Source organism: Candidatus Tisiphia endosymbiont of Ceraclea dissimilis (assembly GCF_964030735.1).
Classification (GTDB): domain Bacteria; phylum Pseudomonadota; class Alphaproteobacteria; order Rickettsiales; family Rickettsiaceae; genus Tisiphia.
In genome coordinates this window covers 565165-591424 of record NZ_OZ034917.1, presented here as the reverse complement: position 1 = coordinate 591424, position 26260 = coordinate 565165, and the positions used below count along the sequence as shown (strand labels likewise).

General features: G+C 33.0%; 26 protein-coding genes. 5 read left to right on the top strand and 21 right to left on the bottom strand.

All coding sequences use genetic code 11. The annotated features are described in order from the left end of the window. Nucleotides 1–42 precede the first annotated feature (42 nt). On the bottom strand, nt 43–900 hold the full coding sequence (gene ubiA, locus ACQH1V_RS02875) for a 4-hydroxybenzoate octaprenyltransferase (protein ID WP_192866912.1): 858 nt from the start codon (nt 898–900) through the stop codon (nt 43–45). A 45-nt stretch (nt 901–945) separates the two neighbouring features. Here ubiA and ACQH1V_RS02870 point away from each other — a divergent pair, with 45 nt between their 5' ends. Continuing rightward, a complete protein-coding gene (locus tag ACQH1V_RS02870; RefSeq protein ID WP_425360721.1) occupies nt 946–3432 on the top strand; it encodes a valine--tRNA ligase in 2487 nt (828 codons plus the stop codon). Nucleotides 3433–3445: 13 nt separating this feature from the next. After that, a complete protein-coding gene (gene hemC / locus ACQH1V_RS02865; RefSeq protein WP_341748619.1) occupies nt 3446–4357 on the top strand; it encodes a hydroxymethylbilane synthase in 912 nt (303 codons plus the stop codon). A 55-nt stretch (nt 4358–4412) separates the two neighbouring features. Here hemC and recF read toward each other — a convergent pair whose 3' ends face one another. The 6 genes from recF to ACQH1V_RS02835 form a co-directional block, all read right to left on the bottom strand. After that, nucleotides 4413–5495, bottom strand: a complete 1083-nt coding sequence (gene recF / locus ACQH1V_RS02860; RefSeq protein WP_094648821.1) for a DNA replication/repair protein RecF — start codon at nt 5493–5495, stop codon at nt 4413–4415. Further along, a complete protein-coding gene (locus ACQH1V_RS02855; protein ID WP_341748620.1) occupies nt 5495–6163 on the bottom strand; it encodes a DUF5394 family protein in 669 nt (222 codons plus the stop codon). Before ACQH1V_RS02855 ends, recF begins: the two co-directional genes overlap by 1 nt. A gap of 61 nt (nt 6164–6224) precedes the next feature. After that, a complete protein-coding gene (locus ACQH1V_RS02850; protein ID WP_094648805.1) occupies nt 6225–6575 on the bottom strand; it encodes a hypothetical protein in 351 nt (116 codons plus the stop codon). 184 nt (nt 6576–6759) lie between these two features. Next, nucleotides 6760–7464, bottom strand: coding sequence for a response regulator transcription factor CtrA (gene ctrA, locus ACQH1V_RS02845; RefSeq protein ID WP_425360720.1), 705 nt, complete (start codon nt 7462–7464; stop codon nt 6760–6762). A 557-nt stretch (nt 7465–8021) separates the two neighbouring features. Continuing rightward, nucleotides 8022–8654: a guanylate kinase gene (gmk, locus tag ACQH1V_RS02840; protein ID WP_094648803.1), complete on the bottom strand. Its 633-nt coding sequence runs from the start codon at nt 8652–8654 to the stop codon at nt 8022–8024. A 150-nt stretch (nt 8655–8804) separates the two neighbouring features. Then, entirely contained in the window at nt 8805–8981 is a 177-nt protein-coding gene (locus ACQH1V_RS02835) for a DUF465 domain-containing protein (RefSeq protein ID WP_094648802.1), read from the bottom strand. 110 nt (nt 8982–9091) lie between these two features. On the opposite strand from ACQH1V_RS02835, the gene ACQH1V_RS02830 reads away from it, so the two are divergent. Next, complete coding sequence (locus ACQH1V_RS02830; RefSeq protein WP_425360719.1) at nt 9092–9670, top strand: UbiX family flavin prenyltransferase; 579 nt, start codon at nt 9092–9094, stop codon at nt 9668–9670. Nucleotides 9671–10023: 353 nt separating this feature from the next. Here ACQH1V_RS02830 and ACQH1V_RS02825 read toward each other — a convergent pair whose 3' ends face one another. The 11 genes from ACQH1V_RS02825 to ACQH1V_RS02775 form a co-directional block, all read right to left on the bottom strand. Next, a complete protein-coding gene (locus tag ACQH1V_RS02825; RefSeq protein ID WP_425360718.1) occupies nt 10024–11070 on the bottom strand; it encodes an IS110 family transposase in 1047 nt (348 codons plus the stop codon). A 490-nt stretch (nt 11071–11560) separates the two neighbouring features. Next, entirely contained in the window at nt 11561–12646 is a 1086-nt protein-coding gene (gene mraY, locus ACQH1V_RS02820; RefSeq protein ID WP_094649654.1) for a phospho-N-acetylmuramoyl-pentapeptide-transferase, read from the bottom strand. Beyond that, nucleotides 12646–14019 (bottom strand): UDP-N-acetylmuramoyl-tripeptide--D-alanyl-D-alanine ligase, encoded by a 1374-nt coding sequence (locus ACQH1V_RS02815; protein WP_425360717.1) that lies wholly within the window; start codon nt 14017–14019, stop codon nt 12646–12648. The genes mraY and ACQH1V_RS02815 overlap by 1 nt, the downstream gene beginning before the upstream one ends. A 421-nt stretch (nt 14020–14440) precedes the next feature. Continuing rightward, the gene (locus tag ACQH1V_RS02810) at nt 14441–15925 is read right to left on the bottom strand and encodes a UDP-N-acetylmuramoyl-L-alanyl-D-glutamate--2,6-diaminopimelate ligase (protein ID WP_425360716.1); all 1485 of its coding nucleotides are present in this window, start codon (nt 15923–15925) and stop codon (nt 14441–14443) included. Nucleotides 15926–16152: 227 nt separating this feature from the next. Continuing rightward, on the bottom strand, nt 16153–16488 hold the full coding sequence (locus ACQH1V_RS02805; protein ID WP_425360715.1) for a YraN family protein: 336 nt from the start codon (nt 16486–16488) through the stop codon (nt 16153–16155). Continuing rightward, a complete protein-coding gene (locus ACQH1V_RS02800) occupies nt 16485–17942 on the bottom strand; it encodes an NAD-dependent succinate-semialdehyde dehydrogenase (protein WP_341759908.1) in 1458 nt (485 codons plus the stop codon). The genes ACQH1V_RS02805 and ACQH1V_RS02800 overlap by 4 nt, the downstream gene beginning before the upstream one ends. Nucleotide 17943: 1 nt before the next feature. Further along, nucleotides 17944–18276, bottom strand: coding sequence for a HesB/IscA family protein (locus ACQH1V_RS02795; RefSeq protein ID WP_094649772.1), 333 nt, complete (start codon nt 18274–18276; stop codon nt 17944–17946). 8 nt (nt 18277–18284) lie between these two features. After that, nucleotides 18285–18665: a Fe-S cluster assembly scaffold IscU gene (gene iscU / locus ACQH1V_RS02790; RefSeq protein ID WP_094649773.1), complete on the bottom strand. Its 381-nt coding sequence runs from the start codon at nt 18663–18665 to the stop codon at nt 18285–18287. A gap of 355 nt (nt 18666–19020) precedes the next feature. Beyond that, on the bottom strand, nt 19021–19605 hold the full coding sequence (locus tag ACQH1V_RS02785) for an Rpn family recombination-promoting nuclease/putative transposase (protein ID WP_425360867.1): 585 nt from the start codon (nt 19603–19605) through the stop codon (nt 19021–19023). Nucleotides 19606–19759: 154 nt separating this feature from the next. Beyond that, complete coding sequence (locus ACQH1V_RS02780; RefSeq protein ID WP_425360866.1) at nt 19760–20392, bottom strand: Rpn family recombination-promoting nuclease/putative transposase; 633 nt, start codon at nt 20390–20392, stop codon at nt 19760–19762. A 154-nt stretch (nt 20393–20546) separates the two neighbouring features. Further along, nucleotides 20547–21539: an Rpn family recombination-promoting nuclease/putative transposase gene (locus ACQH1V_RS02775; RefSeq protein WP_425360714.1), complete on the bottom strand. Its 993-nt coding sequence runs from the start codon at nt 21537–21539 to the stop codon at nt 20547–20549. Nucleotides 21540–21593: 54 nt separating this feature from the next. Here ACQH1V_RS02775 and ACQH1V_RS02770 point away from each other — a divergent pair, with 54 nt between their 5' ends. Continuing rightward, nucleotides 21594–21821: a palindromic element RPE1 domain-containing protein gene (locus ACQH1V_RS02770; RefSeq protein ID WP_425360713.1), complete on the top strand. Its 228-nt coding sequence runs from the start codon at nt 21594–21596 to the stop codon at nt 21819–21821. Here ACQH1V_RS02770 and ACQH1V_RS02765 read toward each other — a convergent pair. From ACQH1V_RS02765 to ACQH1V_RS02755, 3 genes are all read right to left on the bottom strand, one after another. Beyond that, the gene (locus ACQH1V_RS02765) at nt 21792–23048 is read right to left on the bottom strand and encodes an IscS subfamily cysteine desulfurase (RefSeq protein WP_425360712.1); all 1257 of its coding nucleotides are present in this window, start codon (nt 23046–23048) and stop codon (nt 21792–21794) included. The genes ACQH1V_RS02770 and ACQH1V_RS02765 overlap by 30 nt on opposite strands. Continuing rightward, nucleotides 23041–24156, bottom strand: coding sequence for a cysteine desulfurase family protein (locus ACQH1V_RS02760; protein WP_425360711.1), 1116 nt, complete (start codon nt 24154–24156; stop codon nt 23041–23043). Before ACQH1V_RS02760 ends, ACQH1V_RS02765 begins: the two co-directional genes overlap by 8 nt. Nucleotides 24157–24231: 75 nt before the next feature. Then, on the bottom strand, nt 24232–24633 hold the full coding sequence (locus ACQH1V_RS02755) for an Rrf2 family transcriptional regulator (RefSeq protein WP_341748629.1): 402 nt from the start codon (nt 24631–24633) through the stop codon (nt 24232–24234). A gap of 186 nt (nt 24634–24819) precedes the next feature. Between ACQH1V_RS02755 and ACQH1V_RS02750 the strand changes: the two genes are divergently transcribed. Continuing rightward, a complete protein-coding gene (locus ACQH1V_RS02750) occupies nt 24820–26094 on the top strand; it encodes a hypothetical protein (protein ID WP_425360710.1) in 1275 nt (424 codons plus the stop codon). Nucleotides 26095–26260 lie beyond the last annotated feature (166 nt).

Here is a 26260-nt window from a genome sequence, read left to right as displayed (position 1 = left end):
ATCAGATTTTTTATTCATCATAAGAAAAAAAACCGTAAACACTCACATAGCTAAGTCTAACGAACCTAAGAGCAAAATCAAACCGACATAATTGTTATTTTTAAATCTAGTAAGACAGTTTTGTGGGTCTGAAATTTCTAATGTTATTACCTGCCAAATCAGCATCATATAAGCACAAAGGATAGCTATATAGTTAAGGTGATGAGCTGCTATAATTTTAGCAATTATGAATAATATTATGAAAATGGTATAATAAACATATAGATGCAGTTTATAGTTTTTCTTTTCTAAAAATAATGGCATTGATTTGAGATTAATCTTTTTATCGTACTCTATGTCCATAAAGCCATAAATAATGTCATAACCGATAGTCCAAAAACAGCAGGCAATATACATAATAACAGCTTCTAGTGATATTTTATCGATTACTGCACTATTACCAATCAAGACTCCGTTAAATGTTAGCCCTAGAAATATTTGTGGAAAAAAAGTAATTCTCTTCATTAGTGGATATAAAATGATCATGATGCAGGAGAAAAACCCTAAGTAAATGGCTGTTTTATTTAATGATAATAAAATGGCTAAGGAAATAATTGATAATATAATTAACAAAATCATCGCGTCACTTACTTTCAATGAGCCATTAGCCAAAGGTCTATTTTTTGTTCGTAACACATATTTATCAAAATCTTTGTCAAAAATATCGTTAAGAACGCTACCAGCTCCTCTGGTAACGACACTTCCGATAAAGAATAATAGTAATAATTTTACTAAATTATATATTGTAATATTGGTAAGAAGTACCCCAAAGCATGCTGAGAAGAATACTAACAGATATCCAGTAGGATTTTGCAGCCTCATTAAACTGAGACTTAGGAAAAATTTATTTGGCATTACTATTAATTATGATATATCTTGGTTTAATTTAATTATAATAGTCTTATTATGACGGAATTTCCAAAAGATTATAGCTTTAGTGAAAGCGAAAGAAAATGGCAAAAATTTTGGCAAGAACAAAAAATTTATCTTTGGGATAAAAATGAAACAAGGGAAAATAGTTTTGTAGTAGATACTCCACCACCAACAGTCTCAGGGCAACTGCATATAGGACATGTTTATAGTTATACCCAGGCTGATTTCATGGTTCGTTTCAAACGGATGCTAGGTAAAAATATTTTTTATCCAATCGGTTTTGATGATAATGGTTTACCTACCGAACGTTTAGTTGAAAAGCAAAAGCAGATAAAAGCAACAAATATGGCAAGAGAGCAATTTGTTGAAATATGTAAAGAAGTTGTTATTTCTGAAGAAGAAAAATTTCGTTCATTATTTAATCAAATGGCTTTATCGGTTGATTGGACTTTGGAATATCAGACAATTAATCCATTATCACGAAAAATGTCACAAATGTCATTTTTAGACTTAGTAAATAAAGGAGAAGTTTACCGCAATAATCAACCAATATTGTGGGATCCAGTTGATCAAACGGCTTTAGCACAAGCTGATATCGAAGACCAAGAAAAAACTTCAATGATGAATGATGTAATTTTTCAGACCAGTAAGGGCGAGAGGATTATTATTGCTACTACTAGACCAGAATTGTTACCAGCTTGCGTTGCGGTATTTTATAACCCAAATGATGATAGATACAAACATTTGCAAGGTCAATTTGCCATAACACCGCTATTTGATATTAAAGTACCTATTTTAGCAGATGATTTAGTTCAAATAGATAAAGGAACCGGGCTTGTTATGTGTTGTACTTTTGGTGACGTAACCGACATAACTTGGTGGAGAGTTCATAATTTACCTATAAAAATTATTATAGATAAAAAAGGTATCATAGATTTATCAGACGAATTATCAAATTCATCTTCTTATAATCAGATAAATGGCTTAAAAATAAAAGATGCTAGAAGTAAAATTATAGAAATCTTAAAAGAGAAAAATTTATTAGTTAAACAAGTAGAAATCACTCAAACAGTAAAATGTGCTGAACGTTCAGGAGCTCCACTAGAGATACTTACCATACCGCAATGGTTTGTTCACACGATAAAACATAAAGATGTTTTAATGCAACGAGCGAATGAAATTAATTGGCACCCCAAAAATATGAAAATTAGGCTTGAGAACTGGATAAATGGTTTATCATGGGATTGGTGTATAAGTCGTCAACGCTATTTTGGCGTGCCATTCCCTGTTTGGTATTCTAAACGAGTTGGAGAAGTAGGCAAAGCTATATTTCCAGATATAACACAACTGCCAGTAGACCCAACCAAAGATTTGCCAATTGGCTATTCGCGAGAAGAGGTAGAGCCAGATTATGATGTTATGGATACTTGGGCTACTAGTGCAATCTCACCGCAATTAAGTAGTCACGGTATATCTGAAAAGTTTAACGTAGATGCTGAGCGTCACCACAAATTATTTCCAGCTGATTTGCGTCCACAAGCTCATGAAATTATTAGAACCTGGGCTTTTTACACAGTACTTAAAGCCCAATTGCATGAAAATACCCTACCTTGGAAAAACATTATGATTAGTGGGTGGTGCCTGGCATTCGATCGTAGCAAAATGTCAAAATCTAAAGGGAATATTATTGTACCACAAAAATTACTTGAGCAATATGGGGCTGATGTAATGCGTTATTGGACTTCTAAATCTAGGCTTGGAGCTGATACTGTTTACTCTGAAGAGGTAATGAAAAATGGGAAGAGACTTGTTAATAAATTATGGAATGCTTGCAAATTTGCGGCTATTCATTTTGACAAATTAGATCCATTAGATAAAAATGTCCAGATTCCTGATATAGAAAGCAAAATTTGTCACAAGTTTGACCAATGGTTAATAGTAAAACTAGTTGAGTTAGTAGATAAAGTTGAATCAGATATGCATAATTATGAATATACCGATGCTATGGAGTCAATAGAAAAGTTTTTTTGGTCAGTATTTTGTGATAATTATCTTGAAATCACTAAGACCCGAGCTTATAACATGGATGGCTCAGACAATAGAGGGCAGTATAGTGCTATAATCACTTTATATTATTCGATAAAAATTTTACTCAAATTATTAGCTCCTTTCTTACCGCATATAACAGAAGAAATTTGGCAAATATTATATAGTACAAAATCTATCCATAGTCGAGGTAATTGGTCTCAAATCAAAAAATTCTCTTTCCCGGTAGAGCAAATTCAACCTGATAGGCTTATTAAAATACTAGATTTGGTTAGAAAAGCTAAAGCAGAAAAGAATTTGTCAGTTAAAGCTAATATTAAGGTACTAGAAATTATAGGAGAAAAACTTCCTAATGACTTAACGATAGACCTTAAAAATGTTACATCTTCTCATAAAATAGAATTTGTTGAGGAATTTTCATCAACAAATCAAGTTTTAAAGAATGATGAAGTTGTAGTTAATATAATATACTGACAATAAATCATCGATGAAGAAGGTAATAAAAATAGGTACAAGAAGAAGTACTCTGGCTTTGATTCAGACAGGTTTAGTAATTGACCAAATTAAAATTCATTATCCACAGATAAATTATGAAATAGTCCCAATAGTTACCTCTGGCGATTTGATTAAGGATAAAAATTTGTATGATATAGGTGGGAAGGCTTTATTCTTAAAAGAAATAGAAGCTGCTCTTATAAATGAAGAAATTGATTTAGCTGTACATTCATTTAAAGATGTACCTTGTAAATTACCGTCAGAATTGATGATATGTGCTGTACTTGAGAGAGAAGATGCACGAGACGTATTTGTCTGCTTGAACTATAAATCAATAGAAGAATTGCCTTTTGCCAGTATAGTTGGTACATCCTCAGTACGTAGAAAAATCCTAATACAAAGAAAAAGACCTGATTTACAAATTGTTACTTTTAGAGGAAATGTTGATTCAAGAATAAAAAAATTAATGCAAGGTGATGTTGATGCGACCATTCTCGCTTATAGTGGTTTGAAAAGATTGGGGCTATTTGATGAAAAATATTGCCACTTAATAGATATAAAAGAGATGTTGCCATCTGTAGGGCAGGGAGTTATAGCGGTAGAGATAAGAAAAAATGATAACAAAATGCAGGAGATATGTAATAAAATTAACCATCTTGAAACATGGGAACTAATGAAGGCGGGAAGAGCATTTTTAGAATATCTAGATGCAGATTGTAAAACCCCTATAGCTGCTTATTCAACATACGTATACTCAAATGATTTAAGTATACGTGATAAGGTTATTCATACGGAGTTTATGCTTGCCAATTTTGATGGCAGTAAAATAGTTTTTCATAGCGAAACTTCCGATTCAAAAGATGCTAAAAATTCTGGCATAAAAGCTGCCAAGAATATGATATAGTCAATTAACCTTAATTAGTGCTGAATAAGCACCTATCGTGTTGTTTATTTTTGTTCTATAGTTTTATTAGCTCTGCTTTTTTGGTTAAGGATTCTATGCCATTTAAGTCAGTAGCAGTTACCCATAGTTGTAATCCTAATTCTAGGAAAAGATCAATTAAATATTCTCGCCTTTTCTTGTCAAGATGGACAAAAACCTCATCTAACAGTAAAATAGGCATAGCGATATTTTCTTTAATAGAATAATTAACTTGGGCAAGTATTATTGCAATGAGCATAGCCTTCTGTTCACCGGTAGAGCAGTGTTTAGCTGGGGCATTTTTTTCTTTATGAATAACTATAAAATCACTTTTATGAACTCCAAAATTAGTACGATTAGACATTCTATCACGAATACGACAGCCCACTAATTCATTTTTTATAAAATCTACATCTATATCATAATTTTTTGATATTTTTTCTTCTATAACCCCATTAATTGATAAAATAGCTTTAGGGAAGTCATTATCCAAATCATCAATGGTTTTTTGAATATGTTCTAAAATTTTCAACCTATTAATAGCAATTTGAATTGATAATTCTGCCATTTTCTCTTCAATTACTCCAAGCCAATTTGTATCAACTTGATCTTGTAATAGGATTTTACTGCGTTCATGCATATAATATTCATATTTAGTCACTATCCCTGCATGCGATGGATTAAAATTATAGACAATCCTGTCAAAGAATTTACGTCTATCACTAACACCAGAAGAGAAAATACCATCCATTTGGGGAGTAAGCCAAATCATAGCAGAGAACTTGCTCAATTCATTATTTTGTATTTTAGCACCGTTAAATTCTGTAAGTCGCCTATTAGATTGACGTTTTAAATTTGTTGAAATTTCAACTAGTCCAAGTTTACTGTGTAGTAGCCCATAAGCCGAACAATGCTCTGCCCCTCTTTGACAAACATCATCTAATTTTGCTGATCTCAAACCTTTACCAGGAGAAAATAGTGATATTGATTCTAGGATGTTAGTTTTACCACTACCATTTGCTCCTATTAATATAATAGGGTTATTACCAGTATTAATCTCTAAATCCTGAAAATTACGATAATTTAGTAGTTTTAATTTTTGTAAGTAAATATTATTAATCAATAAATTGTCTTCCCACCACTTTTAAAATTTTGATGAGCCTTGTTTAATTTTTTAAGAAATTCTGGAGAATATGATTTAATATCACTTTTTGCTCCACCTTCATATTTTGTAGCTAAATCCATCCCGCCTTTAATCATATTATAAGCAAAATTTTCTTTTTTTGTTTCTCCAGCTATTCTTTTAGGATTCATAAATTTATAAACTTGGTATAAAGCAAAATTTTTAACTAAACGCCTTGCTTCCAATCTAGATTGACGACTTATACCATGTAGATTGTCTTTTGATTTTATCAAGCCTCGGTTAGCTTCTTTTACCAATTGTGAATGTTGTTGCATCAAGTAACTACTTACTTCCGTAACATTCTTACTGATAAGTTGTTCATCAACTTTAAGATTTAATTTCTTGTTATTGAGTTTACCTAAATATTTTTGTATTAATATGATAATCTGTGTCTGTAATTTGGTTAGATCCATTGTTTGTTCGTTAAGACAAGCTAATATTTGTTCTATCTCTTGCTCAAAAGCGTCGTTTGCACTTAACTCATTGAAAATTTCCATTGCCTCATCGGATCCAAGTTCATCATCATTAGTGATACCTGCCAATGCATCCTTAATTTGGTCTGCTAATTTTCTAGAATCTTGTGGTTTTTTGTTATCTGTTTCCATTTGTTAGCCTCCTATTTACCAATTACTCAAACTAAGCAAATCCAGGGAAAGGATTAGCTAATCATTCTTGAGTAGTAAAGTGCCCTCTATAAGTTCTATATAACATAATTCCTCGACGCTCTTCAATTATAGTTTTGCATAATAAGGCTGAGTCAATAGCTTTTTGTCTTTTAGTAAATTTGTATTCTTTTTCTGAACATAACTCACTTATACTAATATTCTGCCAAACAAGTCCATCAAAAATTTTTGCTTTAATATAACCGCTTGACTTTAAATTCTCATAATCCCCTTTATTAAGGCTTAATGCATCGTCATTTAACAAAAGCTTAACATCCCCAACATATGAATTTACTATATGATCAACATATTTAATATAGACCTTACCGGTTAGTTCTATCGTGCTAGGTATCATAATCTTCTATCTTGGTTTCTAGATGGCTCAATAGACCTCTTGCATAACCCTAAAGATAATTGAGGAATTCTTAGAAAAAACGAAGTCTAGTACCACAGCGTACTAAGATGTACGTGAGGAACGGAGACGAGTTTTGACAACAAAATTACCAATTAGATTAGGTAAGAGGTCTAATAACTTCTCCTTAAAAATGATGTAATATTGGATCTTGTTCATCATATTCTTTTAACATATAACCACGCCCCCATACCGTATCAATGTAGTTTGTACCACCAGCAGCATCAGCTAATTTCTTACGTAATTTGCAAACAAATACATCTATAATCTTAATCTCTGGTTCATCAACACTACTATACAGATGATCTAAGAACATCTCCTTATTCAATACTGTTCCTCTACGTAAAACTAATAATTCTAAAATGGCATATTCCTTATTTGTTAAATGAACCTTTTTTCCATCCACTTCTACAATTCTGGTATCAAGATGAATACTTACCTTGTCAAACCTAACCACTGACTCAGAATGTCCTTTAGAACGACGAACAATTGCATAAATACGAGCAATTAACTCTTCGCGGTTAAATGGTTTTGTGATATAATCATCTGCCCCGCATGTAAGCCCTTTGATTTTCTGATCAACTGTAGTAATACCTGATAAAATCAATATGGGCGTTTTTACTTTAGCAGAACGTAATCTTAGCAATACTTCGAATCCACTAATGTCTGGTAGCATAAGATCTAAGATAATCAAATCATAATTATAAACTCTAGCTATCTCTATTCCTTCTGTACCAAACTCGACCACTTCGCAAATAATTCCCTCTGAAGCTAACGTTAATTCAATAGAACTAGCTATGTCACTATTATCTTCTACTAACAATACCCTCATTACGTCTTTCTCCTTAACAAATTTTTCTTTAGTAATTTATTCTTTTTGTTACACGCTATGTTCTCATTTTATCTCCATAAGAGCAAGTAATTTTATTAAAATAAATTACAAATATATTAAGCTGTTGTGAACATTATTCTTTAAATAAGTAATTTTTGTCCTTTAATCAGCAACAGTCTATTTATTATACCGAAGCCCTGATATAGTCAATTGATGAGAAGTTGGTAACGTTGCCACTCAATGCTCATCTGTTACTTATAGGCGTCCTAAGCCCAAATTCTCCTGAATTGACTATAATCGATAACTCCTGTAAATTTTACATTTTACATAGCTGAATTTGATATAACAAGTTATATTTAAATTTTATTAACATAACCTATAGCTAACCACATTAATATTTAGCCATAGTATAGTCAATTGATGAGAAGTTGGTGACGTCGTCACTCGTCGCTCCTAGTCCCAAATCCTCCTGAATTGACTATAAATTTGCTTTGGGTTAGCTATAGATTAACTTATGCAGAAAGTTTATTGATTCTTATTACGTATATTCATATATTCTATAATAACGCATGTTGCCAATTACTATAAAACTTATCTAAATTAAGCCTTATTCTTTTTACGCGTTCAGCGATGATTATCGAATATATTGTTTTAAGAGTGATCTCAAAATCATCATTAATAACCACGTAATCATAATATTTAGCATATTGTACTTCCTTGGTTGCTAATTTCATACGCAACTCTATCGCTTCTTTACTATCTTGCCCTCTATTTTGAATTCGTTGCTGCAAAACACTAGGAGTTGGTGGCAGAACAAAAATTGTAATCACATTTGATAAGATTTTTTTTATGGATTTTGTACCTTGCCAATCTATATCAAATAAAACATCTAGCCCTTGACTTAGTAGCTCTTCTACAACTTTTTTAGGCGTTCCATAATAATTATTATAAATATTTGCATATTCAAGGAATTCATCTTGTTCAATTAGTTTATTAAATTCCTCTTTGGTCTTGAAATAGTAACTTACTCCATCAATCTCACCTGTCCTAGGTGTTCTGGTGGTTGCAGAGATGGATAATCTAAGATTACTGTCTATTTTTAAAGCTGCTCTTGCTAAGCTGGATTTACCAGCAGCCGAGGGGGAAGATAAAATAACAGTTAATCCTTTACTTTTCAGAGATAGTACCATATTTATTATTCTTTTATAACAGTGACTCTGAATATACTCGAATAATCTTTTGATTGAAACGAAAAAGTAAACAGATTACCCTTACTAAAAAATTGTTTGTACACAAATCTTTTTAATTACAGCCTTCTGCTTTATAAAGAATCAATAAATTTAATTGCTGGTGATGTTCTTATATAACAACAAAATTTTATCTTTTAGCATTAATTTTTGTTTCTTCAACTGTTTGATTTTAGTATCATCCTGCAAATGTAAAAATGCAGCGTTTATTAGTCTTTGTAAATCGTCATGTTTTTTTTGTAAGCTTTGTATATGATTATTGATATTCATTTTTAAACTCCATAATCAGTTAAAAACTAGGATTTCTATAAGGTCAACTTTATAAAACCAAATACTATTTTAATACAATATAATATATTTTAAAAGGAAAAAATATAACTATGACTGCTAATAATAAAAAAAAATTGCTTGTGGCAATCTCTGGAGCTTCTGGAGCCATATATGGTATAAGGTTACTTGAGATTTTACGGCAGTTAAATATTGAAAGTCATTTAATTATCTCAAAATCTGCCCATTTGACTATACTACATGAAACAGATTACTCTATACAACAAGTGCAAGAGCTAGCAGATTATTATTATAATCTTTCTGATATTGGTTGTAGGATTGCTTGTGGTTCTTTTAGGACATTTGGTATGATCATAGCTCCATGTAGCATGAAAACTCTCGCCTCATTTGCTTGCAGCATTGAGGATAATTTAATTAGTAGAGCAGCAGGTGTTATACTGAAAGAACAAAGAAAATTAGTCTTAATGATTAGAGAAACTCCTTTACATAGGGGGCATTTAGAGAATATGTTGAAAGTAACGAGTTATGGCGGGATAATCGCTCCTCCAGTGCCTGCTTTTTATAACTTACCAGAAACCTTGGATGATATAATAAATCACTCAATTACTCGAGTGCTTGATATTTTTGACATTGATGCTGGTTTAATAAAACGTTGGGATGGGTTAAAATAACCTGATTAGTATTTGAAAAATCTGCCCATTCTTGTCATTTCTGCGAACTATTGTCATATATGGACGAGTGAATTTGTCAAGAAAGAAAATAAAAAAATAGAGCCACAAAGGAAGCGGTCATATATTCGGCATCAAGTGCCATAATGGTTTCTGCATTCTTATAAATATCCTTGAGTGACCTCTCATTCCCACGGCTTCTAGAGCCTCGACATAATTACGGATTTTATTCAGAATACTTATTCATTAACTCTTTAACTTTCGTTCTCTTTATTGTTACTATTCTTTACTCACAATATTTATCAATTACCAATTTTTATTTAGTTGACATAGTTTCTTCTTTTTTTCCAACTAAACTAATTTGCAACATATTCGCTACCATTGGTGACTACTGCATAAGCAATCCTTGCTAACTTATTTGCTAAACCAACACATATAATATTATATGATTTATTTTCAGCAAATTTCTTCACTGCCCACTGCACTAGTTTATCTTTTGATTCCTTATCACTTTTTGCTCTTATTGCTATTGTCCTTGCGGCTTGAATCAACATAGTTCTGGCATATCTATCTCCTTGTTTGGTAATCCCTCCTAAAACTATCTTATCTCCTGAGCTATGTTGCTTTGGTACCAAACCAAGCGAAGCAGCAAAATCCCTCGGGGTTGGATAACTTTCCATTGGGGCTACACTCAAACAACTAGCATTGATTGCTCCAATGCCAAAAATTGTCTGCAACCTAGTAGCTTTCTCACTTTGCTTATTATTGCTGATAATCAGCTTTTCTAAAGTTTTTTCTTTGTTACATAAATCCTCAATTTCTTTACATTCTAAAAGTAAAATTGACCTTATCCCAGAATTTATATAACCTTTACTATACGCTAACTCTACCTCCAGCCTACATGATTTGCAAAATTTATTTTTACTTAATTTTGTATTATAGCCATATTCACATAAACTTGATATTGTAGAATTAGTTTTTTGCACACGATCTCTGATCGTATTACTTCTAATTTTATGCAAGAATTTTATATCTTGTTCCTCCTTGCTTTTTAGTAGCACAGTTTTTAATTCTGGATCACGAGCCGCTTTGCATATTGCTAACGCATCGTTATAATCATTTTTCTGTTTCGATGTAGCATAAACTTTTACATCTTTTGTTTTCATTAGTTTGACTTGCAAACCAAGCTTAGCAATTTCCTGTGACCAATAATTAGCTCCTCCACATGCCTCCATAGCTACCAATGAACTTTTATCGAGATTGCTTAAATAGGCTATTAACTCATCTCTTGTAACTTTTTGGTAACCTATTTTTTTGCCATTTTGATCGACTTGCACCAAGTGCATACTATTTTTTGCTAAATCTATTCCTATTATAGTATTTTTTATGCTATTATTTATCATGGTATGGACCTATTAATTGGACCTATTAATTAAATTATTATTTAATTTGGAGCAGCTGAAAACTATTTTTCAGCTGACTCCGTACAAGTAAAGCATATTTCGCTTCACTCGTCCATACCATCATTCCCGCTTCGGTGCGGAATCTGAGACCCCTGCTTCATAGCAATTATCTTTTTTATTTTTTTATGATGAGTAAAAAAGCTGACTGCTAAGAGTCATTGCGAGGAGCCGCTAAAAGCGGTGACGCAGCAATCTATTGTTGTGTAACCCCTGCGTAAGCAGGGGTTTAGATTCCGCACCGAAGCGGGAATGATAGGGTAAAAACGTCATTGCGAGGAGCTACTTTAGTAGCGACGAAGCAATCCATGAGAATTAGTATAGATACATCAAGACTATATGGATTGCTTCGTAGGCTTACGCCTTCTCGCAATGACGTTTTTATGCTGCTTAATACTTATCTATGCCTAGTAGAGCTATACGTAGCAGTTTTTCATCTTAGTTTTAGCGAAGACAAACCAATTAGAGCAAATATTATAGCTATAATCCAGAAACGTATCACAACTTTTGACTCTGACCAGCCATGTTTCTCAAAATGGTGATGCAACGGAGCCATTTTGAAAAGTCTTTTACCACGAGTAGCTTTAAAATAATATACTTGAATAATTACTGATAAAGTTTCAATAACAAATAATCCACCAATAATTGCTAGAACAAATTCGTGTTTGGCAATAACGCTAACAACACCAAGAGCACCACCGAGGCTTAGGCTACCAGTATCTCCCATAAAGATTTCTGCTGGCTGAGCATTAAACCATAAAAATCCTAGGCTAGCACCAACAATTGAAGCACAAAAGATAGTTAATTCAGAAATATTTGCTACATAAATAATTTGCAGATAATTTGCATAGAAACTATTACCCACCAAGTAAATAATTAAGGTAAAAGAACCTGCAGTAATAGCAATCGGCACGATGGCAAGACCATCAAGACCATCAGTTAGATTCACCGCATTTGATGCCCCAACTATAACAAACATACTAAAAGGAATGTAAAATAATCCCAAATCAATCAATAAATTCTTAAAAAATGGAATAGTCAGCAGGTTATTTCCTTGATTATTGGCATCCCTTAACAATAAACAAGCAATTAGACAAATAGTAAACTGAAATAATAATTTCTTCTTACCACTAACTCCTTTATGGTGGTTTTTTGTTACTTTAGCGTAATCATCCATAAAACCAAGTATACCAAAGCTAATAAAGACAAATAACACTATCCATATATATTTATTAGTAAGGTCAGAAAATAAGAGAGTAGAAAGACAAACGGTGAGGATAATCATTATCCCACCCATAGTTGGTGTCCCTACTTTTGCTTTGTGGGTTTCTGGCCCGTCATTACGAATTGGTTGACCATATTTTTGTAAATCTCGTAAAACTCTAATTATCCTAGGTCCTATCAAAAAAGAAATAGTCAAACTAAATAATATGGCAAGTCCGATACGAAAAGTAATATAGTGGAATAAATTTGCGACATGCAACTTATGTATATAGGGGGCAAGGAGGTTGTATATCACTAGTGTAACTCAAAAGATTGGATGATTTTACTAAGTTGGGTACTATTTGACCCTTTTATTAAGATTAATTCATTACCCTTAAGTAATTTACTTAAGTTTTCTATTAACAGATCAACATTATCAAAATGTATTTTTTCTATTTCATCTGGCAAAGATTGATAGATATATTGGGTATTATTGCCTACTAAAAAAACTCTGTTAGCACCAGAATCGAGAATTGCTGGTATTAAATCTTTATGGAATTTTATCGAATTGTCTCCCAATTCTAACATATCACCTATTATAGCAATTTTTTTCTTACCACTAAGCTGTTTTAGATATAATAAAGCAGCTTTTACTGATTCTGGATTAGCATTATAATAATCGCAGATAATTTGGTAGTCCTGACCATGATATTTGGCATTGATTAGCTTACCCCTACCATCCATTAATAATATTTTGTTTAATTGTCTTGCTGCTACATTAATATCTAAGTTCAATATGGCTGACATCTGAAGAGCGATAGTATAATTTCTAGCATAATGTTCTGGTACAAGGGGAATCTCGATATCTATTTTAGTATTATGAATCGAATAACGTAAACGAACTTGTTGGGTAATTTGTTGATATTCATATGATATTAAGCTACAATCTGCATATGGTGATGTGCCAAAACTATATATATTATTAATCGATAATTGCTTAAGATTTTGTAAAACTTGGTTATAATATGGGCTATCTAAATCTATAACAGCTATACCATCTTTTGACATTCCTTCAAAAATTTCACATTTAGCATCAACCAAATGCAGTTGAGACTGAAAAAATTCAAGATGAGCTTCTGATATTGTAGTAATGACTGATATATCAGGTCTAACCATTTTTGTTAGAGCTCTTATTTCTCCTGGATGATTCATACCCATTTCAAAAACAGCATATTCTATATCATCCGGTAGAGAAGCAAGATTTATAGGTACACCAAGATGGTTATTGAAATTTCCTCGACTAGCAAAAGTAGAGCCAAAGTGACTTAGTACAGTTTTGATTGCTTCCTTAGTTCCAGTTTTACCACTACTGCCAGTAACCCCAATAAACTTTGCCTGGGATTTCTGCCGTTTATACTCTGCCATCTGATGCAAAGCAGTTAAGGTATCAGGAACCATAATTACTTTTTCATCAGGCAGCCCTGCTATTTCCTGACTAATAATTACCGCATTTGCCCCACGTTCTAGAGCATGTAACGCATAATTATGTCCATCATTAGCTCCTTTAAGAGCAATGAACAAATCACCATCTGTAACGGAATTAGAATTGAATTGAACTTGTCCACCATGAATATCAGGATGTACCTCTATATTCAATGCATTATTCAAGTCTCTTGCTGACCAAATCATTATATTATATCTTACGTAAAGTTCAAAAGTGAGAGTTTACAGAAAAAAGTTAAAGTACAAGACGTCATGTCATTGCGAGACCATGTAATGTTTGAAGCAATCCATTTTTTGTTACTTTTATGGATTGCTTCGTCGCTAGCCACTCCTCGCAATGACGGTGTGTAGCAAAATACCTCCTCGCAATGACGCTTATACTTTAACTTTTTCCATGAACGCTCACATTCAAGACAATTCTTACCCCAATTTTGCTTTAATTGTCAATAAGTTTATTTTCTAGGAGGCTGCCTACAATAACTAATTAATTATATTTTGAGCTATTTTTCGGCGAGAATATATATGATTTTTGTAGGAATAGTGTACCTATTTCAAAAAAATCATGTTTATTCGCAGTCAAAAAGAGCCAAATATAGAATTACTTTCGTTATTGTATGCAGCCTCCTAGAGCTTTATTGGCTATATCGAAGTCGTTAAAGGGTAGTTTTTTATTACCGATTATCTGATAATTTTCGTGACCTTTGCCGGCAATTAGCAAAATATCATCTTTTTGTAAATTATGTATCGTCTCAGTAATTGCTATTTTTCTATTTTTTATTTCTATAAAACTATTAGTGATCGCTATAATAGCTGGTATAATTTGCTGCCGTATTAATTTTGGATCTTCATTTCTTGGATTGTCATCAGTAATAATAATCTCATCAGCAATTTTCGCCGCAACTTGCCCCATTAATGGTCTTTTACTGCTATCTCTATCACCACCACAGCCAAAAATTACTTTTAATAACCCCTTATCTGATTTTATTTTTCTTAACTCCAGTAAACTTTTTTCCAAAGCATCTGGGGTATGAGCATAGTCGATAAACACATTACTATTACCTACTCTCTCTAAACGCCCTTTAACTGCTTTAACTTGCGATAACTTCGATATAACTTGTTCCAAAGGAAAGCCAGTCAAATGCACCATCATAACGGCAATCAGTAAGTTACTAGCTTGAAAACTACCAACTATATCAGTAGTAAAATTATATTTTTGCCCTTTATAGTCACAAACCTTATGTCCAGGAACCTTATGTCCAGGAATTGTACTGTCGATAATTTTCAGATCGCCATTCATACCCACTGTTAAAAACTTTATATTACGTTGTTGTAAATAATGTTTAATATAATCTAATTGTGCTATTTCTGAGTTTAACACAGCCGTTCCTGTTGGCAATAAATTATCTGTAAATAATTTTAGTTTGGCTAAAAGATAATTAGCCATATTTTGGTGATAATCAAGGTGATCTTGACTAAAACTAGTAAAGCAAGCAGCATTTACTTTTACACCACATAATCTTTGTTGATCTAAACCATGGCTAGAAGCCTCAAAAGCTACATATTTTGTGTTATTCTCAGCTAGCTTATGTAAAATATGTCTAAAAGTTATAGGGTCAAGAGTAGTGAGAGCCGGGGATTTGTCTAAAATGTCTTGAACACTTAAATCCAAACCACTGGCACATTCTACGCCAATAGTCCCAATAGAACAACTTGGTACTCCTAATAATGTATATAGTTGCCTACAATATGATACTACCGAGGTTTTACCGTTAGTACCAGTAGCAGCTATCATATATGATGGTAATAATGGGTAGAGAATATTAGCAGCTTGACTCAGTGCCAACCGTGCATCACTCACAAGATTTATATGTACATCATTGGTGGTAATATTGGGGTTGTTTAAGCTCTCAGCATCATCTGTAATAATGAATTTCACCCCTTTATTTATTACATCATCGATAAATTTATTACCATCAGAGCTTGCTCCTTTAATCGCAAAGAATATATCGCCAGCTTTAGCTAGTCTAGAGTCACAGCACAAACTGCAAGAATTCATCTGAGAGATAATTTTATTATCAAATAGTTTTTGCATAATTTCTACAATTTAAGTATAGCCTAGGAGGCTGCATCCTAGATGCCTACTTTCGCAGAGATGACAATTTACAACTCAGTGTCACCCCTGCGTAGGTAGAGGGGTTTAGATTCCCGCCTACGCGGGAATGACAAAAAACTTGATTGCCTCGTTGGCTTATACTTTCTCGCAATGACGTCTGTTAATTAGGCATCATACTAACCGGGTTAGCTATATATTTATCTCAATTACCAAGCATTCTCAATAATAATGGGTATACTGTAAGGTTTAATAATTATTAGATCAAATCTAACCTGATAATTTTGGTATTTAGGGTTAGAGCTTAAAAACATACTGGTAGCTCTTTTTATTCTCATCTGTTGATGAGTTGATAATATTCTATCATCAACGTCAGAACATCTTGCTTTTACTTCTATAAAAACAAGTTGTTTACCACGCAGAGCAATAATATCAATTTCGCCAACATAATATCTTTTACGATGATATAGAATTTGATAAAATTTAATTTTGTAAATAATAATAGCTACATACTCAGCTATTAAACCAAGGGTAATCTTTCTCATAATAAAGTTAATTGACTTGAATCTGCATAATTATGCAAGTTTACAAATTTACTATTTAAATACTCAAATATTCCCTCATCTGAACCTTCCACTCCAAACCCTGAATTTTTTCGCCCAGCAAATGCTGCCTTGCAATTAGCAGGCAGCGAATCATTAATTGATACCATACCAAAATCAAGTTTTGTTGCCATTATTTGAGCTATGGCTATATTATTGCAATATATATAAGCTTGCAAACCATATTCCGTATTATTAGCTCTATTTATAACTTCTTGTATACTGCCAAATTTATAACATGCAAGAACGGGACCAAATATTTCTGTGCTAAAAATCTCCATATTATCCTGACAATTACTAATAATTGTTGGCTCAAAAAAATTACCATGAGCTTTACCTCCACATAAGATTTCTCCACCTTTATTTTTAGCATCTTCAATCAATTTTAAAATCTTATCTATAGCTGCTTTATTAATCAACGGTCCTATAACTGATTCAGAATCAAAACCATCCCCTATTTTCAGATTAGCAAATTTTGTAGTAAGAATTTGTAAAAATTCATCATAAATTGCTTCTTCAATTAATATTCTGTTGGGCGAAGTGCAAGATTGTCCACTATTCCTTATCTTTCCTAATATAAGCTCACTGGCAGTCTTATCTAAATCAACACCACTTAATATAATAAATGGAGCATTACCGCCAAGTTCTAGAGATAAACGCTTAATAGTAGCACTAGAATTCTGATATAACATCTTTCCTACCCTCGTAGAACCAGTAAATGATAATTTACGAATTCTAAAATCATTACAAAATATTTGTCCAATATTATTGGCATCACCGGTGATAATATTTAGTACTCCAGCTGGTATCCCAGCATCATTTGCCAATTTAGCCAAAACCAATGCAGAAAAAGGTGTGAATTCCGATGGTTTAAGTATAACGCTACAACCAGCAGCTAATGCTGGAGCAACCTTTCTTGTTACCATGGCATTTGGAAAATTCCATGGAGTAATTGAACAAACCGTACCAATTGGCTCAAATTCGGTGATAATCTTGTGAGTTATTGATTTTCCAGGCTTTATTTTACCTTGAATGTTATGAATGTTACTAGCAAACCAATCAATAAAAGACGCACCATATAATACCTCAAGCTTTGCACCTTCTAATATTTTCCCCTGTTCTAAGGTAATTATATAGGCTAGTTGATCAATATTCTCTAATATTAAAGAATGCCATTTTCTTAATATAGTTATTCTTTGTTCAAAAGAAGTTTGTGACCAAATTTTAAAAGCTCTAACAGAACTGTCAATAGCACTAATAATTAAATCATTAGGCAAATTTGGTATCGACCCAACCACTTTATCATTGGCAGGATTATAAACTGATAACTGTTCTTGGCAATCTAGCCAATTTCCATCTATATAGTTTTTTTTATTAACAAAATCTAGTAATTGCATATTAAACATTAAACGACTTCCCACATCCACAACTACCTTTTTCATTCGGATTGTTAAAAGTAAAGCCAGATTTAAACTTACCTTCTACATAATCCATTTCACTTGCTAAAAGATACATTAGAGCTTTTGGGTCAATTAATATTCGTACACCTTTATCTTCTACCACCTCATCAAACTTATTTTTGATATCAGCATATTCTACATAATAAGATAGACCGGAACAACCACCAGATTTCACACCAATCCTAATACCAAAAGATGGTTTATCACGCCTGTCTATCAATCTCTTTATTTGTTGAGCTGCTGCCTCAGTCAATGACATAACATTTTTCATAATAATTACTATGAGTTTTTAGTTTTATAATCAAGTATTGCTGCTTTTATGGCATCTTCTGCCAATAAAGAACAATGGAGTTTTACTGGTGGCAAAGATAATTCCTTGGCTATCTCTGTATTTTTTATACTACCAGCCTCGTCAAGAGATTTACCCTTAACCCATTCCGTTACTAAAGAACTTGAAGCAATAGCAGAACCACAACCAAATGTTTTAAATTTTGCATCTGTAATAATTCCCTCTGCACTAACTTTAATTTGTAGCTTCATTACATCACCACAGGCAGGGGCTCCCACAAGACCTGTCCCAACATATGCATCATTTTTGTCTAATGATCCAACGTTACGCGGATTTTCGTAATGATCCAGTACTTTTAAACTATAACCCATGTTATTCCTATATTAATAATTATTCTACCTTAATACGTCTATACTCTCCTGCTTTGAAAGATTGTTTTTTTGAAAATATCAGGGACTCGCATACTAACATACGCTGCCATAGTCTAGGAGCCTGCCTCCTAGCCCATTATTTTCAAATTCAATTCTCCAAATCATTTGAGTATATATCTATAAATATAACAGATTTTTTTGACCCACTAATAGTTATTTGCATTATTTTTGCAATATTGCTTATTTTTTTATACCCTACAATTTTTTTATTATTATGAAAATAACAAAAATTTTAAGGTATTATGCTATACATAGGTGTTATTACTAAAGTAACGCCTTGCTAATAAGCACCAGTTTACTGTACTTTCAATAGTTCATTGATTCTTGTAATAGATAATCTAGTCATTCTTGCTACTTCCTCAATAGAGTTACCATTGTTTATCATCATTTTTATTAATTTAGCTTCACCCTCGGCTCTACCTTTGGCTTCTCCGATTTTAATACCATCCTGTAGCCCTATCTCTATACCTTCTTCTTTCCATACTTGAGCTATACTAGGCATAAGTTCTTCTCCTTTTTCTTTAGTTAAACTATTTTTTAATATTTTTTCTAACTCTATTTTATCACTTTGCTCAATAAAGGTCAAAGTATAGCTCAATAGATTTCTTATATGGTCATGACCTATTGTTATTTTACTCAATTTAGGCAAGAGATAAGAAATTTCTTGCCATCTTTTCAGTAATTGACGTTCGTGGATGTGTTTGAGGAAAAATAACAAAATCCCAGACCATACTTTTTCCTTAAGTTCTTCATCAGGAATATCATGTACGTTAATAAGCTGACAATCATTTGTCCAAAAGCCTCTGGCTAAATCTGGATGGCTAAATAAATTCCATATATTGAGCGATGCGTTATATTTCTTCTTGCCATTATAAAGTATTAAGGGATAAATTAATGGAAGGCTTTTATAGTCAATTGATGAGAAGTTGGGGACGTCGTCACTCGTCGCTCGCCTATTACTTATAGGCGTCGCTCCATCGTTCCTAGCCCCAAATTCTCCTGAATTGACTATAGCTAATTTAATAATTCGTTATTTACTGTACTTTCAGTAATTCATTGATTTTAGTAATAGATAGTCCAGTAATTCTTGCTACTTCTTCAATAGAGCTACCATTGTTTATCATCATTTTTATTAATTTAGCTTCACCCTCGGCTCTACCTCTAGCTTCTCCTCTAGCTTCTCCTATGGTTTCTCCTCTAGCTTTACCTCTGGCCTCTCCGATTTTGATACCATCTTGTAGTCCGATTTGAATCCCTTCTTCTTTCCATACTTGAGCTATACTAGGCATAAGTTCTTCTCCTTTTTCTTTAGTTAAACTATTTTTTAATATTTTTTCTAACTCTATTTTATCATTTTGCTCAATAAAGGTCAAAGTATAGCTCAATAGATTTCTTATGTGGTCATGACCTATTGTTATTTTACTCAATTTAGGCAAGAGATAAGAGATTTCTTGCCATCTTTTCAGTAATTGACGTTCGTGGATGTGCTTAAGGAAAAATAACAAAATCCCAGACCATATTTTTTTCTTGAGTTCTTCATCGGGGATGTCATGTACGTTAATAAGCTGACAATCATTTGTCCAAAAGCCTCTGGCTAAATCTGGATGGCTAAATAAATTCCATATATTAAGAGGTGCGTTATATTTCTTCTTGCCATTATAAAGTATTAAGGGATAAATTAATGGAAGGCTTTTATAGTCAATTGATGAGAAGTTGGTGACGTCGTCACTCGTCGCTCGCCTATTACTTATAGGCGTCGCTCCATCGCTCCTAGCACCAAATCCTCCTGAATTGACTATAGCTAATTTAATAATTCGTTATTTACTGTACTTTCAGTAATTCATTGATTTTAGTAATAGATAGTCCAGTAATTCTCGCTACTTCTTCAATAGAGCTACCATTGTTTATCATCATTTTTATTAATTTAGCTTCACCCTCGGCTCTACCTCTAGCTTCTCCTCTAGCTTCTCCTATGGCTTCTCCTCTAGCTTTACCTCTGGCCTCTCCGATTTTGATACCATCTTGGAGTCCGATTTGAATCCCTTCTTCTTTCCATACTTGAGCTATACTAGGCATAAGTTCTTCTCCTTTTTCTTTAGTTAAACTATTTTTTAATATTTTTTCTAACTCTATTTTATCATTTTGCTCAATAAAGGTCAAAGTATAGCTCAATAGATTTCTTATATGGTCATGACCTATTGTTATTTTACTCAATTTAGGCAAGAGATGAGAGATTTCTTGCCATCTTTTCAGTAATTGACGTTCGTGGATGTGCTTAAGGAAAAATAACAAAATTCCAGACCATATTTTTTTCTTGAGTTCTTCATCGGGAATGTCATGTACGTTAATAAGCTGACAATCATTTGTCCAAAAGCCTCTGGCTAAATCTGGATGGCTAAATAAATTCCATATATTGAGCGATGCGTTATATTTCTTCTTGCCATTATAAATTATTAGGGGATAAATTACTGGAAGGCTTTTAGCTTTAGGATTAGTAGTTAAATATAGATCACAAATATTAATCATATATTTAAATAACCTAAATGCCATCATTTTATCAACAGTACTTTGATGTTCCAATAGCAAAAAAATATAGCCATCCTGATCATTAAACTTAACAGAAAATAATACATCTGAAATAGTTTCAGAAAGGTCTGGCTCAATAAAACTATCTTTTTCTAATTTTAAAGATGTACTATCGATTAAAGCCAACACATCCTTCGGCAAATGAGTTGCCAAAAATTCTTTAGCAACTATGGGATTCTCCATAGATTTGCGAAAGATTTCATCATGTTTTGGCTTGTCTAGAGTCATAATAAAATTTACTTATATATTCACCTTACCCACATCTATTAGCGAGAACACGTAGTGGTCGTGGCAATCCAAAAAATCATTACTTTAGTTATTAGACCTCTTTCAAAACTCGCTTATGCTGAGGAGTTTGAAGGAGACGCGGAACGCAGAACCGCAGCGTACTCTAGCGTACGTGAGGATTCGAGTACCGCATCGACGTACAAATTACCAGCAGATTGCAGACAGCCTCCTAGATTGCCTTATGCAGGGAGTCTAGTGTATTGCCCACTTAATTTGCTTTAAATTAACACCTTCTTGAACCATCTCCCAAAGAGGACTCAGTTCTCTTAACTTGTTAATTTTTGACTTTATTAACTCTACAGCATAATCTATTTCTTCTTTAGTGGTAAATCTACCAATACCAAACCTAATCGATGTATGTGCCATTTCTTCGTCAACCCCCATAGCTCTTAACACATATGATGGCTCCAGTGAAGATGAGGTACAAGCTGAACCAGATGAAACGGCTAAATCCTTAATAGCCAATATCATTGACTCCCCTTCGACATAAGCAAAACTTAAATTTAAATTTCCCTTATATCTCTTATGCATATCACCGTTTAAATAGACATCAGCAATTTGTTTAGTAATATTATTATAAAATCTATCAAAAAGCTCTTCTACTAGTTTAGAATCTTGCGACATTTCCGATAGAGCTAATTCAGCTGCTGCCCCGAGTCCAACAATTAAAGGAGTTGGGAGAGTTCCAGAACGCATACCTCTTTCCTGTCCACCACCATTTAAAATTGGCACTAATCGTACCCTAGGTTTTTTTCTTACATATAAAGCTCCAATACCTTTGGGACCATAAATTTTATGCCCAGAAATACTTGCCAAATCAATGTTACAATCATTAACATCTATGGGGATTTTACCATATCCTTGGGCAATATCTGAGTGAAAGAATACGCCTAATTCCCGACAAATTTTGCCAATTTCTTTAATTGGCTGAATAACACCGATTTCATTATTTACCGCCATCACCGATACCAGCATAGTTTGGTCGGTTATGGCATTTCTTAATTGCTGTAAATCAATCAAGCCATTTGCCTGAATTGGCAAATATGTTACCTTAAATCCTTCATTTTCTAAATGCCGACAAGCATCTAAAACGCATTTATGTTCACTTATCACTGTTATTATGTGATTTTTCTTACTACCATAGAATTTAGCAATACCTTTTATCGCTAAATTGTTAGATTCAGTAGCACCAGAAGTAAAAACAATTTCTTTAGAATCAGCACCAATAAGCCTTGCCACTTTCTCTCTTGACATTTCTACAGCTTCTTCAGCTTCCCAACCAAAGGAATGACTCCTAGAGTGCGGATTACCAAATTTAGTAGTAAAATACGGCAACATACATTCTAGAACCCTTGGATCCATAGGGGTTGTTGATTGATAATCCATATAAATTGGTAGCGATTTACCAGTTAATTTTACTTGTTGTCTTAATTTTTCTAATTTATCCATTTGAGTATACTTCTTCAAACGCTTTAATAAATGTCACAACATCTTCAATAGTTTGTTGATAATCGAAACTGATTCTAATCGAAGACCTAGCATCTTCCTCACTAACCCCCATAGAAGATAACACATGTGACTTGCCAACTTTTCCTGATGAACAGGCAGAGCCGGAACTCACCGCTATACCCCTTAAATCAAAAGCTATCAACTTAGTTTGTGCATCAGTTTCTGGCACAATCATCAAGGTAGTATTAGGTAGTCTTTCAACATTCTTTGACACTATTTTAACATTTTTATAGTTAAGTAAATTCTGCTCCAAATATGTTTGTAATTTCTTCATTTTATTATATCTATCTGCTAGCTCATTAGTAACTATTGATGATGCAAGCCCGAACGAGGCAATTGCCAGCACATTTTCTGTACCTGAGCGAATATTCCTCTCTTGCCCTCCGCCAATCATCATCGCTTTAAGCGTATTTCCTGCCTTAACAATCAACGCACTACTACCCTGCATTCCTCCTAATTTGTGAGCTGATATAGTAGCAAAATCAACAGCTAGTTCTTTAATATTGACCGGTATTTTGCCAACTGCTTGCACGCAATCACTATGAAATACCGCTCCATATTTTTGGGCAATTTTAACTAGCTGCTGTATGTTTTGTACAACACCACTTTCATTATTAGCCAACATCACAGAGACTAGCTTTTTACTAGCTTGACTAGTTGATAATAATTGCTCTAAATGTTCAATATCAACAATGCCATCACTATCAACGCGGATAATTTTAATATTATCCCGATATTTAGTGTGATCAAAGATCGATAAATGCTCTATACTAGAAACAAAAATTTCTCCATCATAATAATTATTCATCAGCAAATTATTACTCTCTGTACCAGAGGAAGTAAAAATTACCTGATATTCCCTAGAATTTATATCAGCTCCAACAGATTTCGCAACCTGCTGCCTAGCTATTTCTACTAAACTTCGAGCATAATGCCCCTTTGTATGAATAGAAGACGGATTATAATAGGTCTCTATCATCAAATTCTCCATCAGCTCTTTAACCTTAGGATGAATGTTAGTAGTAGCATTATGATCTAAATATAACATAAATTTTCAGCCCACTAATACAAAAGTTGTAAAAAAATAATTTTTATATTAGTTAATATAGGAAGTCAAGTATACCTAAAGCATATCAGCTATCGAAATAGTATCAAAATAATCCCTTATATGCCGACTTAAACCCAACCATAAATGATGGGCGTTACATTGCACTTTATTAGGTACACAACTATTTCCAGATTTCCCTAAACATCTGGTCATTTCGATATTCTCATCTACCGCATCAATAATATTAGTAATCCTGATTTTATCTAATTTTTCATTAATGATATAACCACCTTTTCGACCTTTAGCTGATCTAACTATGTTAGCTTTCTTCAGTTTTGCAAAAATTTGCTCCAAATAATTAACCGGTATATGTTGTTTTGCTGAAATTTCAGCCAAGGTAACAGGCGTATCCGACATTTGTGATGCAATTTCTAAGATTGCCATCACCGCATATCGCCCTTTTGTAGTTAATTGCATACAAACGACTCCACCATTATAACATATATCTTATAATATCCTACTAATTTAGTCAAGTATTCTATTAACAAAAAAATCCAATTGACAGTAGCGAAATTGGTAACTAAACTTTACTTATTAGGAGGTTGTTTGCGATAATTAATAAATCAATAATCATATTATAAATTTTAAAATGGAGAGTAACCCATGTCTAAGAATCAAGATAATGCTTCTTTAATAAGTGATGAAACAACAGAAGCAGAAAGAAAAAAACATGAAGAATTTTTAGCATATTTAGAAAATGTCCGAGCAGAATTTGAGGAAAAGTCAGTAGAGGAAATCAAAGAATCTAGCATATTAGAGTTGGCTAAGTATTTTTGTAATGATTATTTGCTTATCATAAAACATCAAAAACAGAGCGAGAAATTTTCTGATCCCCAAAGCAGTGAGGAAGAACAACAGAAAGCTTATAGCTATCTAGACGAACACACTGAATCTAACATAGACAAGTTCATAACAGCTTTTGGTGAACTCAAAATTAAGACTTTAAAATTGTTAACATCATATGAAACTGCTCCTAGCGTCCCATTTACTTATTGGGCAGAAGATATAAAAAGTAGTCTGAATTCCTTACAGTCAGAAACACTTTTATCTTCCTTTGAAAAAATATCAGATGTTAATTCTTCAATTGGAGACAAGCTGTTTACTGCTGTTCTTCGTTATGAGCAATTATTAAAGTCTCCTGATTACCAAGCAATTTTGGAAAAAATTATCAACACAGAAGCAGAAACACAAAAATGCGAGGAATTTTTAGCCCCTTTAGAAGATATCCGAGCAAAGTTTGAGAAAAAGTCAGTAGAGGAAATCAAAAAATCTAGCGTATTGGAGTTGGCTCAGTATTTTTGTGCTGCTTATCAGCTGATCGAACAGTATCAAATACAGAGCAAAAATCTTTCTGGTTCCAGCAACAACAGGGAGGAGACAAAACACGCAGCGTATATATATCTACAACAACACAGCAAACCTGATACAGACAAGTTTATAACAGCCTTTGATGCACTGAAAACTAAACTCCAAGTAGTACTAAACAGTAATTATGGTAATTCTGATATTAATGAGTCTTTCAAAACTTGGATAGCAGCAACTAAAGGGTGTCTGAATAATGTACAGAAAGAAGATTTTAATGCTTTTTTTAGCGAAATACCAGAAACAGACAAATCTTCAATTGAAGAAGAAGTGTTATTTACTTTCCTTGGTTTTAAGCAATTCGTAGAACATCCTATTTACCAAGAATCTATGGAAAAGATTATCATAACAGATATTCCGAGAAAACAAGAATCTACTATTGAGATATGCGATAAAGAATTACCAGAAGAAAAAGCTGTATCTAATATAACCGAGCAGATATTGCAAATTTTGGATAATACTTTGGATATTGTACCTATAACTGGTTCTAATTTGGATGACAATGATTTAGCTTAACTGGTTAAAGAGTGGATTGCTTCGACCATTACATGGTCTCGCAATGACGTATATGCACCCCAAATGTCATTGCGAGGAGACCGTAAGGTCGACGAAGCAATCCATTTCTAATCAACTTTTACTCGATAATCAAGTTTTTTGCAGATTTGAATAAAATATAGGACAA